The sequence below is a fragment of the Bradyrhizobium sp. C9 genome (assembly GCF_002532045.1).
Taxonomy (GTDB): Bacteria; Pseudomonadota; Alphaproteobacteria; order Rhizobiales; family Xanthobacteraceae; genus Bradyrhizobium.
Window position 1 is genome coordinate 358,670 of the sequence record NZ_NWTG01000003.1, and the last position, 15,075, is coordinate 373,744.

The window sequence follows — 15,075 nt, forward strand, 5'->3', positions numbered from 1 at the left end:
TCATGCGCCCAGCCTCCTGTTCCGCGCCCTGAACAGTTGATCGCTCACCAGACGCCGCAGCGCGGCAGCATCCTCGAATTGCAGCGTCACCGCGAACGGTGCGATCGCCTGTGCCCAGGCCGGCATCCCGGCCGGACCACGCAACCGCGCCAGATCCTTTTCCGTCGTCACCAGCGTCAAGCCGTCACCTCTCGCGTCAGCGACGAGCTGCGCGATCTCATCCTTGGTGAAGGCATGATGATCGGGGAAAGCCATGTTGCGCACGACGTCGACGCCGCTTGCGCGCAGCGTGTTGAAGAAGCGCGCGGGATCGCCGATGCCGGCGAAGGCGAGTACGCGCCGACCGCGCAACGCACTCAATGAGGCCTCATCGGGCCTCAGATGCGCCGACAATATCGGCTTGCCGCGGGACGCCAGGTCGGCGGCAATGTTCTTCGCGCCACTCCCCTCGCCGACCACGATCAGCGCATCGGTGCGTTCCAGCTGCGGCAACAGCGGTGCGCGCAACGGTCCTGCCGGAATGACGCGGCCATTGCCGATGCCGCGCGTACCGTCGATCACGATCAGGCAGGCGTCCTTGAGCACGGATGGATTCTGGAAGCCGTCATCCATCAGGATCACGCTTGCGTTCTGCGCGCGCGCCAGCGCCAGGCCGGCGGCACGGTCACGCGAGACCACGACCGGCAAGGTCGCGGCCATCATCAGCGGTTCGTCACCGACATCGGCGGCATCGTGCAATTCCGGATCGACCTTGACCGGCCCGGCAAGCCGGCCGCCATAGCCACGGCTGATCACCACCGGCCGCTCGTCGAGCTCGCGCAACAGTTTCGCCAGCGCCAGCACCGTCGGCGTCTTGCCGGCGCCGCCGACATGGTAATTGCCGACGCAGATCACGGGAATGCCGGCATCGATGCCGGCTTGCCGCATCCGCCGTGCGGCCACCGCGCCATAGAGCACGGCAAGCGGTCGGAGCAGTTGCGATGTCCAAGACGATGGCCGGTGCCAGAAGGCCGGCTCACGCATTGGCGGCTCCCATCTCGAGCTGCAGCTGCAACAGATAGGGCTCGAGAGCGGTCACGGTGCGCTCCAGCGCACCACCGAGCTGTTCGACGACGCGCTCGGAGGCCGCAAGCGACGTATCGCGCGCCGCGGGATCGGCGAGGAACTGGCCGAGCTGCTTGACCAGCGCGTCCAGATCGTCGGTGCGCCGCGCGCCGCCTGCGCGATCGAGCGCCTCATAGACTTCGGTGAAATTGAAGACGTGCGGGCCGTGCACGATCGCAGCGCCGAGCTTGATCGCCTCGATCGGGTTCTGGCCGCCATGCGCGACCAGCGAACCGCCCATGAACACGATCGGTGCCAACCGATAGAACAGGCCGAGCTCGCCCATCGTGTCGGCGACATAGATATCCGTTGTCGCGACCGGCAGATCCTCGTGCGAGCGCAGCCCGGGGCGCAGGCCCCGTTCCGTCACGAGCCGCGCCACGGCCTCGCCGCGCGCGGCGTGCCGCGGCACGATCACCGTGAGCAACCCCGGGAAGTATCCGGCAAGCGCTTTGTGCGCCTCGATCAGGATCTCTTCCTCGCCGGGATGGGTGGACGCGGCGACCACAATCGCGCGGCCGCGCGTCACCGACATCAGCCGCTCCAGCTTGGCGGGATCAGCCGGCGGCGCCGCGACGTCGAGCTTGAGGTTGCCGGTGACCATGACATTCTGGCTGCCGAGCGCGGCAAAGCGTTCGGCATCGGTCTTCGACTGCGCGAGGCAGATGTCGAACCGTCCGAGCAGCGCCCCGATGGTGTTGGAGACCCGGCGCCAGCGCGGGAACGAGCGCTGCGACATCCGCCCGTTGATCAAGACCATCGGCAGCCGCCGCGCGGCGCTCGACAGGATCAGGTTCGGCCACAGGTCGGACTCGATGAACAGCGCCAGCGACGGATGCCAGTGGTCGAGAAAGCGCGCGACATAGCGCGGCGAGTCATACGGCACGTATTGATGGATCACGTCGGGCGGAAAGCGCTTGGCGACGATCGCGGCCGAGGTCACCGTGCCCGAGGTGAGCAGGATGCGCAGATTGAGCGCGCGCAGCCGTTCGATCAGCCCCACCGCCGCCAGCACCTCGCCGACGCTCGCGCCGTGAATCCACACCAGCGGCCCCTGCGGCCTGGTATCGGCGCTGACGCCGCGCCGTTCGCCGACCCGTTCGGGGTCTTCCTTGCCGAGCTTGAGCCGCCGCTTGATCAGCGCAGGCGCAAGCGGCACCATCGCGGACGACAGCTTGCGATAGACACGCAACGTCATCGGTAGCGAGCTAGCCAAGCGTTGCCTCCGGCCGCCCGACGGCTGCATAGGCGCGCCGGGTCGCTTCGTTGAGCAGATTCTCCACGTGCTGCCGAAGCTTTTCCATCGTCGCGGCATCGGCGTCCGGCGGCACATAGACCGGCTCAATACCTACCACTGCGCCGCGCCCGAATGGCAAATTGATGGTCGTGGAATCCCAGTTTTTCAACCGGATGAATCGGCTGGTGACCATCGCAAAGGGAATAATCGGCCGGCCGGTTTCCCGCGCCAGCATGATGGCCCCGAGGCCCGCCACCCGCGCCCGCTTCGGCACATCGGCCGTGGTGGCCATGTTGCAGCCGTCTTCCAGCGTCCGGACCATCTCCAGGAAAGCGCCGACGCCGCCCTTGCGATGGAACGCGCCGGAATGATCGCCGGAACCCCTGATCGTGCCGATGCCGAGCCGCTCGACCGCCAGGGCATTGAACTCGCCGTCGCGGTGGCGGGAGATCAAGACCTTGGCGCGGTAGCTGTCCTTGGTCTTGATGAACGGCGTCATGAAGTGCTGGCCGTGCCAGAACACGAAGATCGCCGGCATCAAGGGCTCGACGATCCCGTATACGTCATGCGGCTGATAGATGAAGCGGTTGGTGTACCACACCAGCCGCAGATACTCGGCCGCAAGCACACCCAGCGCGCGCTGCACGAAGCCGCTGCGCAGCAGATCGCGAAATAGTCGTTTCAATGGGAGTGCTTTGCGTCCTGCTCGGGATCGAGCAACCGGTGGAGGTGAACGACGAAATAGCGCATCTGGGCGTTGTCCACGGTCGCTTGCGCCTTCGCCTTCCAGGCCGCATAGGCGGTCGCATAGTTCGGGTAGACGCCGACGATCTCGACTTCGTCCAGATTCTTGAAGGTGTTGTGCTCGAGATCGGTCAACTCGCCGCCGATCACGAGGTGGAGCAGCTGTGGCTGGGCATTGTCTGACATGATGGTTTTCCTAACGAGATGCCCGGCAAGCAAATGAAGTCGTGGTCGTCACAGGTCTGGTCGCTACAAGTCTGGTCGTCACAAGTCTGTCGTAACAAGTCAGTTCGTCACAATCGGAAGCGCGGTGCGGATCGGCGGGGCCTCACGGCAATGGACGGTTGCGAAAATGCTCGACAATGCGTGCATGACGTTCGCGTCCTGCTGCCACCAGCACCCCATGCGTTACCTCCCGGCGATTGTACTCAATCGCTTCCCCCGAGAGCGCGGTCATCTTACCACCCGCTTCCTGCACGATCAAATTCGCGGCGGCAAGATCCCAGTCGCGGCTTTGCCCGCCGGCAAAAGCGGCGTCAAGTCGACCTTGTGCTACACGGCACAATCGCAGGGCGAGCGATCCGATCCGCGGAAACAGCGTGATCTCATCGGGCGTCGGGCTCAGCCGCTGCACCAGCGGTTTCGGTCCGGCCATGCGGGGAAAATCGAACTCGGTGCCCGCGGTCGCATGCACGCCGCTGTCGTTCAGCGTGGCGCCCTGGCCGCGGGCGGCGAAGAAGAATTCCTCGGTCACCGGCGCATACACCGCCGCGAGCACCGGCGATGCATTTTCAACCAGCGCCACACTGACGCACCAATCCTCGCGGCCGGAGAGATAGGCGCGGGTGCCGTCGATCGGATCGACGATCCAGGTGAAACGCCTGTCGAGCCGGGTCGCGTTGTCGGCGCTCTCCTCCGACAGCCAGCCGTAACCCGGCGTCGCCGAGCGCAGCTGCTGCTCCAGCAGGTCGTTGACGGCGATGTCGGCCTCGGAGACCGGCGAGGACGCGCCCTTGATCCAGTTCTTCAACTCGGTGCGGAACAGCGACGATGCGAGCCGGCCTGCTTCCTGCACCGATCTGGTCAGCAAGGCGGCGTCGCGCGCCTTGGTCCAGTCGTCCGTATCAGCGTCCGCCAAGCGTCAGGCCCTCGATGCGCAATGTCGGCGAATTGACGCCGTAGCGGAATTCCAGATCGTTGGCGGCAACCAGCGACTTGAACATCGGCAGCAGGTGTCCGGCGATGGTCACTTCGCTGACCGGATAAGTGATCTCGCCATTCTCGATCCAGAAGCCGGAGGCGCCGCGGCTGTAATCGCCGGTGACGCCGTTGACGCCGGAGCCGATCAGGTCGGTGACATAGAAGCCCTGCTTGATGTCGGAGATCAGTTCCTTCGGCGTCACCGCACCCGGCTCGAGATGCAGATTATAGGTTCCGGGCGACGGCGAGGACGACACGCCGCGATGCGCATGCCCGGTCGTGACCAGGCCGAGCTCGCGCGCGGTCGCGGAGTCCAGCACCCAACTGGTCAGCACGCCTTCGTCGATCAGTGCGATCTTCTTCACCTTGACGCCCTCGGCATCGAAGGTCTGCGAGCGCAGGCCGCGCACGCGCAAAGGATCATCGATGATGCGGATATCCCGGGAGAACAGCTGCTCGCCGAGCTTGTCCTTCAGGAAGCTGGTCTTGCGCGCGATCGAAGCACCATTGATCGCGCCGACCAGATGGCCGACGATCGAGCCGGCAACCCGCGGGTCGAACACCACAGGCACCTTGCAGGTCTCGACCTTGCGCGGATTTCCCCGCGCCACCGCGCGCTCGCCGGCCTTGCGGCCAACGGCCGTGGGCGAGTCGAGATCGGACGCATGCGGCGCGCTGGTGAAATCATAGTCGCGCTCCATGCCGGTACCCTCACCGGAAATCGCCGTCGTCGAGATGCCGTGGCTGGAGCGCAGATACGAACCGTGGAAGCCGGTCGAGGTCACCAGCACCATGCCGCCGATCCCGGTCGAGGCCGACGCACCACCGGACTTGGTGACACCCTTGACCGCGAGCGCTGCAGCCTCTGCTTCGATGGCGCGCTGCTCGAGCTCGGCCGTGGTCGGGACATTGCGGTCGAGCAGATCGAGATCGGGGAAATCATGCGCATGGAGCGCGGGATCGGCCAGACCGACATATTTGTCGTCGGGCGCCACGCGCGCCATCGCGACCGCACGCTCGGCGAGCTTTGCAACCCCGTCGCCGCTGACGTCGTTGGTCGAGACCACCGCCTGGCGCTGGCCGACGAACACCCGAAGTCCGACATCATCGCCTTCAGAGCGTTCGGTTTCCTCGACGCGGCCGTCGCGGACTTCGACGCCTTGCGAGACGCCGCGCACCGCGATGGCGTCGGCAGCATCGGCGCCGGCGCGCTTTGCGGCTTCGACCAGACGCTGCGCAAGGTCGCTCAGGCCGGACTGATCGAACAGATCGGAGGTATCGCCGTGTCGCGATGCAGATGGTGAAGAGTTCACGAACGAATTCCTGCGGATTGAGGGGGGCCCGGAATGGCGTCGACAGACCTAACCAGATGTGCCGGATTCACAGGGAATTCAAGCACTTTGCACCGGCGGGCAACAAAGATTTGAGTGATCGGCGCAAGGCTTCGTCAATCATGCGGGCCAACCTCTTGTCAATCATGGCGCCAGGTGAGGAGCGGTTAACCAGGCTTTTTAAGCCGAAACGGCCATCGCTCGGCTAGGCTCTCACACATCGACCGGGAACATAATCCCGGCGGGGAGACTAAGGCTTTGAGGCGTCAAACACCAACAAGCGGAATCAATTCCGCCGGGTCGAGCCGCGCACTGCGGCTCGACCCACTTTCCCTTCCGCTCAGCTTCCACGCGCAGGATGCGCGCGCGGATGGCGGCATGCGGCAGGTCGAGCTTCATCGCGAACATGTCGTGCTGCGCCGCGCCGTTCTCGGCATGCGGATGGCGGTCAATGTTCGCGTCAGCGATTTTCTCGGCGTCGCGCTGCGCGGCATCGACGACGCGCAGATGCTGGTGCTGGTTCACCGCGATCCCGCGCTCACCATTCCGCTCGGCACCAGTTCGGATGTCGAAGAGATCGCCTCCGCCTGGCAGATCTGGAGCGACATCTTCCGTCTCCCGCAACTGACCGAGCCGGCGCCGCGCCAGCCTGCCGCGCGCCGCCGCCGCCGCAACGCGATCCGCGCGCGCCGCCCGAAATTCCTGGTCCGCCGCCGCGCCGGCGTCAGCCTGAACGGCACCAGCGTGCATCGCGACGAGCGCGAGATCATCGCGCGGGACTGAGTTCGCTTCGTCGCATTCCACGCCTCTCACCTCTTGGTCGTCCTGGCGAAAGCCAGGACCCATAACCACCGCATTCGGTGATGAACGGGATCGCGGCCCCAGCGTCGCGCAACAATCGAGACTTGGGGCAATGGGTCCTGGCTTTCGCCAGGACGACGATGAGGATGGTTCTCGATTCAAGCCGGGCGATGACAGCCGAGAACGAGGACGCAGCTTCGCATTCTCGCGACCTAAGCCGCCCGCAGCACCGCATCGACGACGAGGCTTGCGAACAGGATGAAGCCGGCGTCGCGGTTGGATTTGAAGATGCGCAGGCAGAGCGCGGGATCGCTGGTATCGAGCCGGCGGACCTGCCAGGCGAGATGCAGCGCGAACGCCGCTAGCCCAATCCAGGCCGGCCAGCGCGCGTCCGCAAGCGCGAACGCCATGCCGATCAGTAGCACGGCGAGCCCATAGAAGATCACGAGTGCGCGACGGGTGCGTGCGCCGAACAGGCGCGCGGTGGATTTGACGCCGATCAGCGCATCATCCTCGGCGTCCTGATGGGCGTAAATGGTGTCGTAGGCGATCACCCAGGCGATCGAGCCGGCGTAAAGCGCGATTGCAGCCGCGTCGATGCGCTCGAGCGTCACCGCAAATCCCATCAGGGCGCCGTAGGAAAAGGCGAGGCCGAGCACGACCTGCGGCCACCAGGTGATCCGCTTCATGAACGGGTAGATCGCAACGATCACCAGCGAGGCAATGCCGGTCATGATCGCAAAGCGGTTGAACTGCAGCAGCACCGCGAGCCCGATCAGCGCCTGCAGGACCATGAAGACCACGGCTTGCGCCACCGTGACCTGCCCGGCCGGGATCGGCCGCGACCGGGTGCGCTCGACCTTGGCGTCGAGATCGCGATCGGTGATGTCGTTCCAGGTGCAGCCTGCGCCGCGCATCACGAAGGCGCCGATGAAGAACAGCAGGACGACGAGCGGGAGCGAGCGAACATCATGTGCGACGCCGGCGGCGAGCGCCGCCGACCACCAGCACGGCATCAATAGCAGCCAGGAGCCGATCGGCCGGTCGTAGCGCGCAAGCCGCAGATAGGGCCGCGACCAGACCGGCGCGTGGGTATCCACCCAGTTGCCTGTGGAGTCGGCAACGCGGGCGGAGACATCGCTCATGAATGCGCAATCATTGGTTGGTCAATCATCGGACGCCCGATCATCGGGTCAGAACGTTGCCGTTCAGCGTGTCGAAGGTGCTGCCGCCCTTCTTGGTCGGCGTCGCTTCCGGCAGCGAGGCGGACGAGCCGAGCACGTCGCTCAGCGACGGTCCCGCGGGCCCGCGCGGCTGCGCCGCCGCCTGCTCCGCGACGTTGCAGACCTTCTTCAGCAGCGCTTCGGTATTCTTGTGACCGGTCTTGAGCTGATCGGAGATCTGCGGCGGGATTCCGCATTTCGCCGCGTTGGTGTCGACGTATTTGATCATCCTGACTTCGGCCTGGCTGTAATTGCCGATCAGCTTGCAGGCCTCCTGGGGGCTGGCGTGCCGGTCGCTCGCCGCCTTGATCGCCTTGCCGCGCTTCTCGGTCTCCTCGCGCAGCGGAACGAAATCCTTCATGCAGGCATCACCGGCAGCGCCACCACCGGCGCTGGGCGGGGGCGGGGGAGACGACAGGCCGCCGCCGGCAATCGGAGCTGCTCCATTGGACGGAAATGCCGACGGCGTGGCGCCGACCCTGGCCGCCGGCGCGCCGTTGACCGGCGGGAACGCAGGATCTGAAGCGGTGCCTGCCCGGCTTGGGCTTGCACGCGTGCCGTTCACCGGCGGGAACGCGGGATCCGACGCGGTGCCGGCCTGGCCTTGATTGGGCAGCGGCGCCGGAAAGGCGCTCTGGGCCGCGGCGTGCCCAGCAGACAGGGCGGTCGCGGCAACGGTCAGCACGATCAGACGGCGGATCATCGAGGGTGTTTCTCCGGCAAAAGGTCCAGGCAACCCCAGCGCAACAAAACGAAGCAACGAAATTTGGGGGCGTTTTACGATTCCTGTGAGCCCTTAACAACCCGTGGATTTGGGCGACAGCGCGGCGTAGGGCCACACCGGCCACATTAAATTGTTCCCCGATTTGAAGCCTTTAGGCTGCGAACGGCGGTAAAACCGGGGCATCAAATGTGCCTGAACGGGATTTTCGGTCACGCCTCGGTTTGAATCCGCGGCTTCCGCGCGCTGTCCGAACGACAAAAGGGGCCGCGTGCAAGCGACCCCTCGGACTTCAAAAATGACTTGGTGACAGAAGCAATATATCGACACCCCTGTACTAGTTGGCCGGAGCGTTCCTGACGAGTCCGCGGGACTACGGTGTCGCCCGGCTTGGTTAACTTGCCCCGCCGCATGGAAGCCTTCTCACGCCGGCGCACACGATGCCGGTCACGGAATCTGACGATCCCCTCCGATCGCAATCAACAGCAGCGGGCGATACTTGGCAGCACCTTTGGGCTAGAACGCGGCTCAGGAACCTAGGACATGCCTGAACTCGATTTTCGCAGCCCCCGCCTGTTTGTCGATGCCCCGCTCGGTGCCGGCGCGACCGTTTCGCTCGAACGCGATCAGAGCAACTATCTCGGCAACGTGCTGCGGCTGGGTGCCGGCGACACCGTGCTGGTGTTCAACGGCCGCGACGGCGAATGGCGCGCCGAGATTTCCGGCCGCAAGCGGGCCGACACGCTGACGATCACGGCGCAGACCCGCCCGCAGGACCGCCTGCCCGATGTCACCTACGTTTTCGCGCCGCTGAAACATGCGCGGCTCGACTACATGGTGCAGAAGGCGGTCGAGATGGGCGCGGCAAGGCTCGTGCCGGTGCTGACCCGCTTCACCCAGGTGTCGCGGGTCAACAGCGAGCGGATGCGCGCCAACGTGGTCGAAGCCGCCGAGCAATGCGGCATCATCTCGCTCGCCGAGGTCGCCGATCCCCTCCCGCTCGAACGTTTTCTGGCGGGACGCGATCCGGCGCGGCTTCTGGTGTTCTGCGACGAGGCGGCCGAAGTGGCGAGCCCGGTGCAGGCGCTGCAGGCGGCGACTGCCGCAAACGGCGGGATCGACGTGTTGATCGGCCCCGAGGGCGGCTTTGCCGAGGAGGAGCGCACGCTGCTGCTGCGCCAGCCCGCCATCCTCCGCCTCGCACTCGGCCCGCGCATCCTGCGCGCCGACACCGCCGCCGTCGCGGCGCTCGCGCTGGTGCAGGCGGCGCTGGGGGATTGGGGGACCAGGTGAGCGCGTAGCCCGGCTGTGGGAAACATCTTCCCCTAGCCAAGCCGTCGCAAAATCGTTAACGAACCCAATCATTAAGCCACTTGGCTGATCCCTGTCGAAACCCTGATACGGCCATGCTAAGGGCTCCGCCAACACCACCCACGGAACCCGCTCTGAAGCGCGATTTCGGAGCGAATTGGACGTCGAGATGACCGAAGCTGCCGCACCACGAACCGCCGCCGGATCCGCCTTATGGGCGGATGCGCTGCTGGCCTCGTTCGCGCAGGCCGGTTATCTGAGGTCCGAGCCCGCGATCCTGCAGCCGGCCGAGCCGTTCCTCGACCTGTCCGGCGAAGACATCCGCAAAAGCCTGTATCTGACCACCGACCCGAGCGGCGAGGAGCTCTGCCTGCGCCCGGATCTCACGATCCCGGTGGCGCGCGACTACCTCGCCTCGCCCCGCGCCGGCCAGCCGGCCGGCTTCAGCTATCTCGGGCCCGTGTTCCGCTATCGCGACGGCCAGCCAAGCCAGTTCCTGCAGGCCGGCATCGAATCGTTCGGGCGGCAGGACCGCGCCGCGGCCGACGCCGAGATGCTGGCGCTGGCGCTGGAGGCGACCACGGCGTTCGGGTTGAAGGATGTCGAGATCCGCACCGGCGACGTCGCGCTGTTCAACGCGCTGATCGATGCACTGGAGCTTTACCCGGTGTGGCGGCGCCGGCTGATCAAGGATTTCAACCGCAAGGTTTCGCTGACCGACGACATCGAGCAGCTGACCTTGGCGACCGCGCCGGGCCGCAACGAATATGAAGGCGTGCTCGCGGCGCTGGCCGGCTCCGACCGCAAGGCGGCGCTGGCGCTGGTTACCGACCTGATGTCGATCGCCGGCACCACCAATGTCGGCGGACGCACGGTCGCCGAGATCGCCGACCGCTTCCTCGAGCAATCGACGCTGAAGGGTGGCGCGCTGCCGCGCGATGCGCTCGCCACCATCAAGCGCTTCCTCGCGATATCGGGCGATCCCGACGACGCGGTCGCGCAGCTGCGCGCGCTCGCCGTCGACGCCAGGCTGGATCTTGCCGCGGCGATCGACCAGTTCGAGAGCCGGGTCGGCTTCATGGCCGCGCGCGGCATCGACATCAGGAAGACGCGGTTCGCGACCGCGTTCGGCCGCGGCCTCGACTACTACACCGGCTTCGAGTTCGAGCTCCACGCCAAGGGCAACGGCGCCGAGCCGCTGGTCGCGGGCGGCCGCTATGACGGGCTGATGTCGCAGCTCGGCTCGACCAGTCCGATCCCCGCAGTCGGCTTCTCGGTCTGGATCGAGGCGATGAACCGGCATGGCAAGGCCGGCGCTACCGGAGGCGCCCAATGAGCACGCCGTTCGTCGTCGCCGTTCCCTCCAAGGGACGCTTGCAGGAAAACGCGGAAAGCTTCTTCGCCCGCGCCGGGCTGACCTTGTCGAAGGCCGGCGGCGCGCGCGACTATCGCGGCACCATCGCCGGCGTCGACAATGTCGAGATCGCCTATCTGTCGGCGAGCGAGATCGCGGCCCACCTGGCGCGCGGCTCGGTGCATCTCGGCGTCACCGGCGAGGATCTGGTGCGCGAGAGCATTCCCGATGCCGACAAGCGCGTGCTGATGATCGAGGGCCTCGGCTTCGGCTATGCCAATGTCGTGGTCGCGGTGCCGCAGGCCTGGATCGACGTCCGCACCATGGCCGACCTCGACGACGTCGCGAGCGGCTTCCGCGAGCAGCACAATCACCGCATGCGGGTTGCGACCAAATACATCAACCTGACGCGAGGCTTCTTTGCCAAGCACGGCGTCGGTGACTACCGCATCGTCGAAAGCGCCGGCGCCACCGAGGGCGCGCCCGCGGCCGGCACCGCCGAGCTGATCGTCGACATCACGACCACGGGCGCGACGCTCGCCGCCAACGGGCTCAAGGTGCTCGACGACGGCGTGATGCTGCGCAGCCAGGCCAACCTCGTCGCCTCCCGCGATGCCGACTGGTCGACCGGCGCCCGCGAGACCGCCCGCGTCATCCTCGACCACATCGCCGCGCGCGCCCGCGCAGCCAAGTACCGCGAGGTCCGCACCCGCTTCGCCGGCTGCAACGACGCCCTGCTGTCCGAGGCGCATACCCGTTTCGGCGTGGTCGCCCCGTTCGGCGGGCCGACCTCATCAGGCATGCTTACGCTGCACTGCCCACCGGGCAAGCTCTACGCGCTCGGCAGCTTCCTGCGCGAGCACGGCGCCGAAACCGTGTCGGTGGTGTCGCTGGACTATGTGTTCGACCGCGAGAACCCGCTGTTCGCCAAGCTCGAGGCGTTCCTGCGACAATGAGCCGGTGTCGCCGTTCATGTTGGCGACAGCCGGCCGCCGGTACCATATTGTGTTCATGATCTCTCGTCGTGACGCGTTTTCCTCACGCGAAGGCGAACCCGATTTCGCTGGAAAACGCTCTAGTTCTGGAACCTGACCGATGATGCTGGGCTCTGACGTTTCCAGCCTGACCACGACCGCCAAGACCGCCGCCGCGCAGGGTCTGTCCATCGTCGTGCCCGTCTACAACGAGGCGGCCGGGCTTGCGGCGCTGCACCAACGGCTGATCGACCTCGCCGGCTCGTTGCGCGCCCGCTACGGGCTCAATTGCGAAGTGGTCTATGTCGACGACGGCAGCGCGGACAACACGCTGGCGATCGCGCGCGGCCTGCCCGCCGACGGGCTCGACCTCCAGGTGGTGTCGCTGTCGCGCAATTTCGGCAAGGAGGCGGCGCTGATGGCGGGCCTCGACCACGCCCGCCGCGGCGCGGTGCTGTTCATGGACGGCGATGGCCAGCATCCGCCGACATTGGTGGAGCAGCTGGTCGCGCACTGGATCGATGACGGCTACGACGTGGTCTACACGGCGAAGGCGCATCGCGACAATGAATCGGCTTTCCGGCGGCTTGCGGTGCGCGGCTTCTACGCGCTGATCAACTGGGGCGCGCGGCAGCAGATACCCGAGGATGCCGGCGACTTCCGCCTGCTGTCGCCGCGTGCGGCCGCCGCCTTGCGGCAACTGCCGGAGCGCAACCGCTTCTTCAAGGGCCTCGCCAGCTGGATCGGCTTCAAGCAGATCCGCGTCGACTACGAGCCGGCGCCGCGCGCGCATGGCGTCACCACCTTCAACGCCGGCCGGCTGATCGGCCTGTCGATCGAGGGCCTGACCTCGTTCTCGGTGGCGCCGCTGCGCTTCGCCAGCCTGCTCGGCGCGCTGCTCGCCGGCGCGGCGTTCCTGTTCGGTCTCTCGATCCTGTGGGAAGTCCTGACCACCGGCAAGCAGGTGCCCGGCTATCCGTCGCTGATGATCGGCGTGATGACGATCGGCGGCGTCCAGCTGATCATGATCGGCATCGTCGGCGAATATATCGGCAAGATCCTCTCCGAATTGAAGGCACGGCCGATCTACTTCGTCGCCGAGCATACCGAGAAGCACGCCGACGGCGGAACGGCGCAGAGCGCCACCGAGCGGACCGCCGCCGAATGAGCGAAGTTTCGCCGCGCCGGATCTGGCTGTGTGCTGACGATTATGGCTTGAGCGATGGCGTCAACCGCGCGATCCGCGACCTGATCGAGCGCGGCCGTCTCAATGCGACGTCGGTGATGATGGTGACGCCGGCGATCGGCCGCGAGGCTGCGTCCGCGCTCCAGGCCTCGGTGGCGAAAAGCCCGCGCTGCGCGATCGGGCTGCATGTGACGCTGACCGCGCCGTTCCGCCCGCTGACGATGCATTTCCGTCCGCTCGACGGCGACATGTTCCTGCCCTTCCCAAAACTGCTCCGCGCCGGGCTGATGCACCGGCTCGATGCCGATCTGGTCCATGCCGAAGTGCTGGCGCAGCTCGACGCCTTCCACGATCTGTTCGGCCGCGTGCCCGATTTCGTCGACGGCCACCAACATGCGCAGCTGTTCCCGCAGGTGCGCGACGGCTTCCTGCGCGCCGTGAAGGAGCGCGCGCCAAACGCCTGGGTGCGGCAGTGCGGACGCGAAGGTCCGCTGGCGCGCCAGCTGGCGGCGCCGAAGGCGCTGGTGCTGAACGTGCTCAGCACCCAATTCCGGATCAAGGCCCAGCGGTCGGGCCTGCGCTTCAATCCGGCCTTCGCCGGCGCCTACGATTTTACACGCGGCAGCGAATTCGCCGCGCTGATGCAGGGCTTCCTCGACGGCCTGCCCGAGGACGGGCTCGTGATGTGCCATCCCGGTTTCGTCGATGAAACCCTGAAGAACCTCGACCCGCTGACGACGCAGCGCGAGACCGAGCACGCCTATCTTGCAGGCGACGATTTCCCCGCGCTGCTGGCCCTGAATAAAGTTACACTGGCCTGATAAGGTTCACGAAAAACCGCCGGTCGGATTGTCGCATACATAAATTTAATTCTGGCCCCCACTCCTTGCGCCACAAAGCCCGTCCTACATCAGCCGCGCGCCGATTCGATCGACGCGATGGAGAACGCCATGACACCGCAAGAACGCCAATTGATCGACGATCTCTTCGACCGCCTCGCCAAGCTGGAGAATGCCCCGCGCGACGGCGAGGCCATGTCCGCGATCATGCAAGGCCTACGTAGCGCGCCGAATGCGGTTTACACGCTGGTGCAAACCGCGCTGGTGCAGGACGAGGCGCTGAAGCGCGCCCACGACCGGATCCAGGAGCTCGAGGCCGCGGTCGGCCAGCAACAGGGTGCGCAGCAGCAGGGCGGCGGCTTCCTCGATTCGATGCGCGATGCAATCTTCGGACAGGGCCAGCAGCAGCCGCACGGCTCGGTGCCGCCGGTGCGCCCGCCGGATGTTGGCGGCAGCCGCCCGGTCTGGAACTCGGGCCAGGCGATGCAGCAGGCGGGCGGCTATGGCCAGCCGCCGCAGCAATACGGCCAGCCCCAATACGGCCAGCCCTACGGCGGCCAGCAGCCTCCGCCCTTCGGGGGCGGCGCGCCCGGCAGCGGTGGCGGCTCGTTCCTCGGCACCGCGGCTGCAGCCGCGGCCGGCGTGGTCGGCGGCGGGCTGCTGCTCTCCAGCATCCGCGGCATGATGGGTGGCGGCGGCCACCAGTCGCTGGCGGACGCCGGCGGCTTGGGCGGCTCACGTCCGTGGGGCGGCGACCAGTCGTCGAGCAACCTTGCCCGTGACGCCGGGATCAACGATGTCAATTCGTCCGGTCGCGACAGTGATTCCGGCTCGCGCGCCAGCGCGTTCGACCAGGCGCAGGCCGACCGGGACAGTGACGATGATCAAGACGCCGACGACTTCGACAATGACGACGGCGGCTTCGATGATGGTGGCGGCGACGACAGCAACTACGCGTAAGCGTATGCATGTCGCCTGAACGCAAACGGCCGCTCCATCGAGCGGCCGTTTTGATTCCGTCGTCCCGGCGAAAGCCGGGACGACACCGTC

At 66.5% G+C, this 15,075-nt stretch carries 15 protein-coding genes; 7 read left to right on the forward strand and 8 right to left on the reverse strand.

Going from position 1 to position 15,075, the window contains the following annotated elements; translation table 11 throughout:
- From lpxK to CO675_RS09380, 6 genes are all read right to left on the reverse strand, one after another.
- Nucleotides 1-1,023 carry a tetraacyldisaccharide 4'-kinase gene (gene lpxK, locus CO675_RS09355; protein ID WP_097671625.1) on the reverse strand — a complete coding sequence of 341 codons (1,023 nt, stop codon included), beginning with the start codon at nucleotides 1,021-1,023 and terminating at the stop codon, nucleotides 1-3.
- Nucleotides 1,016-2,350, reverse strand: coding sequence for a 3-deoxy-D-manno-octulosonic acid transferase (locus CO675_RS09360; protein ID WP_097671626.1), 1,335 nt, complete (start codon nucleotides 2,348-2,350; stop codon nucleotides 1,016-1,018). The genes lpxK and CO675_RS09360 overlap by 8 nt, the downstream gene beginning before the upstream one ends.
- The gene (locus CO675_RS09365) at nucleotides 2,313-3,026 is read right to left on the reverse strand and encodes a lysophospholipid acyltransferase family protein (RefSeq protein WP_097671627.1); all 714 of its coding nucleotides are present in this window, start codon (nucleotides 3,024-3,026) and stop codon (nucleotides 2,313-2,315) included. Before CO675_RS09365 ends, CO675_RS09360 begins: the two co-directional genes overlap by 38 nt.
- Nucleotides 3,023-3,271 (reverse strand): DUF4170 domain-containing protein, encoded by a 249-nt coding sequence (locus tag CO675_RS09370; RefSeq protein ID WP_050403683.1) that lies wholly within the window; start codon nucleotides 3,269-3,271, stop codon nucleotides 3,023-3,025. The genes CO675_RS09365 and CO675_RS09370 overlap by 4 nt, the downstream gene beginning before the upstream one ends.
- A 142-nt stretch (nucleotides 3,272-3,413) precedes the next feature.
- Entirely contained in the window at nucleotides 3,414-4,223 is an 810-nt protein-coding gene (locus CO675_RS09375; protein ID WP_097671628.1) for a 3'(2'),5'-bisphosphate nucleotidase CysQ, read from the reverse strand.
- On the reverse strand, nucleotides 4,210-5,598 hold the full coding sequence (locus CO675_RS09380; RefSeq protein WP_097671629.1) for a TldD/PmbA family protein: 1,389 nt from the start codon (nucleotides 5,596-5,598) through the stop codon (nucleotides 4,210-4,212). Before CO675_RS09380 ends, CO675_RS09375 begins: the two co-directional genes overlap by 14 nt.
- A 276-nt stretch (nucleotides 5,599-5,874) precedes the next feature.
- Between CO675_RS09380 and CO675_RS09385 the strand changes: the two genes are divergently transcribed.
- Complete coding sequence (locus CO675_RS09385) at nucleotides 5,875-6,399, forward strand: DUF6101 family protein (RefSeq protein WP_097671630.1); 525 nt, start codon at nucleotides 5,875-5,877, stop codon at nucleotides 6,397-6,399.
- Nucleotides 6,400-6,629: 230 nt separating this feature from the next.
- Here CO675_RS09385 and ubiA read toward each other — a convergent pair whose 3' ends face one another.
- On the reverse strand, nucleotides 6,630-7,562 hold the full coding sequence (gene ubiA, locus CO675_RS09390; RefSeq protein ID WP_097671631.1) for a 4-hydroxybenzoate octaprenyltransferase: 933 nt from the start codon (nucleotides 7,560-7,562) through the stop codon (nucleotides 6,630-6,632).
- Between the two features lie 40 nt (nucleotides 7,563-7,602).
- Complete coding sequence (locus CO675_RS09395) at nucleotides 7,603-8,343, reverse strand: hypothetical protein (protein WP_097671632.1); 741 nt, start codon at nucleotides 8,341-8,343, stop codon at nucleotides 7,603-7,605.
- Nucleotides 8,344-8,904: 561 nt separating this feature from the next.
- On the opposite strand from CO675_RS09395, the gene CO675_RS09400 reads away from it, so the two are divergent.
- From CO675_RS09400 to CO675_RS09425, 6 genes are all read left to right on the forward strand, one after another.
- Nucleotides 8,905-9,654, forward strand: a complete 750-nt coding sequence (locus CO675_RS09400) for a 16S rRNA (uracil(1498)-N(3))-methyltransferase (protein WP_097671633.1) — start codon at nucleotides 8,905-8,907, stop codon at nucleotides 9,652-9,654.
- Between the two features lie 187 nt (nucleotides 9,655-9,841).
- Nucleotides 9,842-11,008 carry an ATP phosphoribosyltransferase regulatory subunit gene (locus CO675_RS09405; RefSeq protein WP_097671824.1) on the forward strand — a complete coding sequence of 389 codons (1,167 nt, stop codon included), beginning with the start codon at nucleotides 9,842-9,844 and terminating at the stop codon, nucleotides 11,006-11,008.
- Complete coding sequence (gene hisG, locus CO675_RS09410) at nucleotides 11,005-11,982, forward strand: ATP phosphoribosyltransferase (RefSeq protein ID WP_097671634.1); 978 nt, start codon at nucleotides 11,005-11,007, stop codon at nucleotides 11,980-11,982. Before CO675_RS09405 ends, hisG begins: the two co-directional genes overlap by 4 nt.
- Before the next feature lie 139 nt (nucleotides 11,983-12,121).
- The gene (locus tag CO675_RS09415) at nucleotides 12,122-13,168 is read left to right on the forward strand and encodes a glycosyltransferase family 2 protein (RefSeq protein ID WP_097671635.1); all 1,047 of its coding nucleotides are present in this window, start codon (nucleotides 12,122-12,124) and stop codon (nucleotides 13,166-13,168) included.
- Nucleotides 13,165-14,007: a ChbG/HpnK family deacetylase gene (locus CO675_RS09420; RefSeq protein WP_097671636.1), complete on the forward strand. Its 843-nt coding sequence runs from the start codon at nucleotides 13,165-13,167 to the stop codon at nucleotides 14,005-14,007. The genes CO675_RS09415 and CO675_RS09420 overlap by 4 nt, the downstream gene beginning before the upstream one ends.
- Nucleotides 14,008-14,136: 129 nt before the next feature.
- On the forward strand, nucleotides 14,137-14,985 hold the full coding sequence (locus tag CO675_RS09425; RefSeq protein WP_097671825.1) for a DUF2076 domain-containing protein: 849 nt from the start codon (nucleotides 14,137-14,139) through the stop codon (nucleotides 14,983-14,985).
- The last annotated feature ends 90 nt before the right edge of the window (nucleotides 14,986-15,075 follow it).

Bases quoted from the DNA above. Each gene is read 5' to 3' on its own strand.
- CO675_RS09425 (WP_097671825.1), top strand. From the start codon at position 14,137: ATGACACCGCAAGAACGCCAATTGATCGACGATCTCTTCGACCGCCTC.
- CO675_RS09405 (WP_097671824.1), top strand. From the start codon at position 9,842: ATGACCGAAGCTGCCGCACCACGAACCGCCGCCGGATCCGCCTTATGG.
- CO675_RS09370 (WP_050403683.1), bottom strand. From the start codon at position 3,271: ATGTCAGACAATGCCCAGCCACAGCTGCTCCACCTCGTGATCGGCGGC.
- ubiA (WP_097671631.1), bottom strand. From the start codon at position 7,562: ATGAGCGATGTCTCCGCCCGCGTTGCCGACTCCACAGGCAACTGGGTG.
- CO675_RS09420 (WP_097671636.1), top strand. From the start codon at position 13,165: ATGAGCGAAGTTTCGCCGCGCCGGATCTGGCTGTGTGCTGACGATTAT.
- CO675_RS09360 (WP_097671626.1), bottom strand. From the start codon at position 2,350: ATGCAGCCGTCGGGCGGCCGGAGGCAACGCTTGGCTAGCTCGCTACCG.
- hisG (WP_097671634.1), top strand. From the start codon at position 11,005: ATGAGCACGCCGTTCGTCGTCGCCGTTCCCTCCAAGGGACGCTTGCAG.
- lpxK (WP_097671625.1), bottom strand. From the start codon at position 1,023: ATGCGTGAGCCGGCCTTCTGGCACCGGCCATCGTCTTGGACATCGCAA.
- CO675_RS09415 (WP_097671635.1), top strand. From the start codon at position 12,122: ATGATGCTGGGCTCTGACGTTTCCAGCCTGACCACGACCGCCAAGACC.
- CO675_RS09400 (WP_097671633.1), top strand. From the start codon at position 8,905: ATGCCTGAACTCGATTTTCGCAGCCCCCGCCTGTTTGTCGATGCCCCG.
- CO675_RS09395 (WP_097671632.1), bottom strand. From the start codon at position 8,343: ATGATCCGCCGTCTGATCGTGCTGACCGTTGCCGCGACCGCCCTGTCT.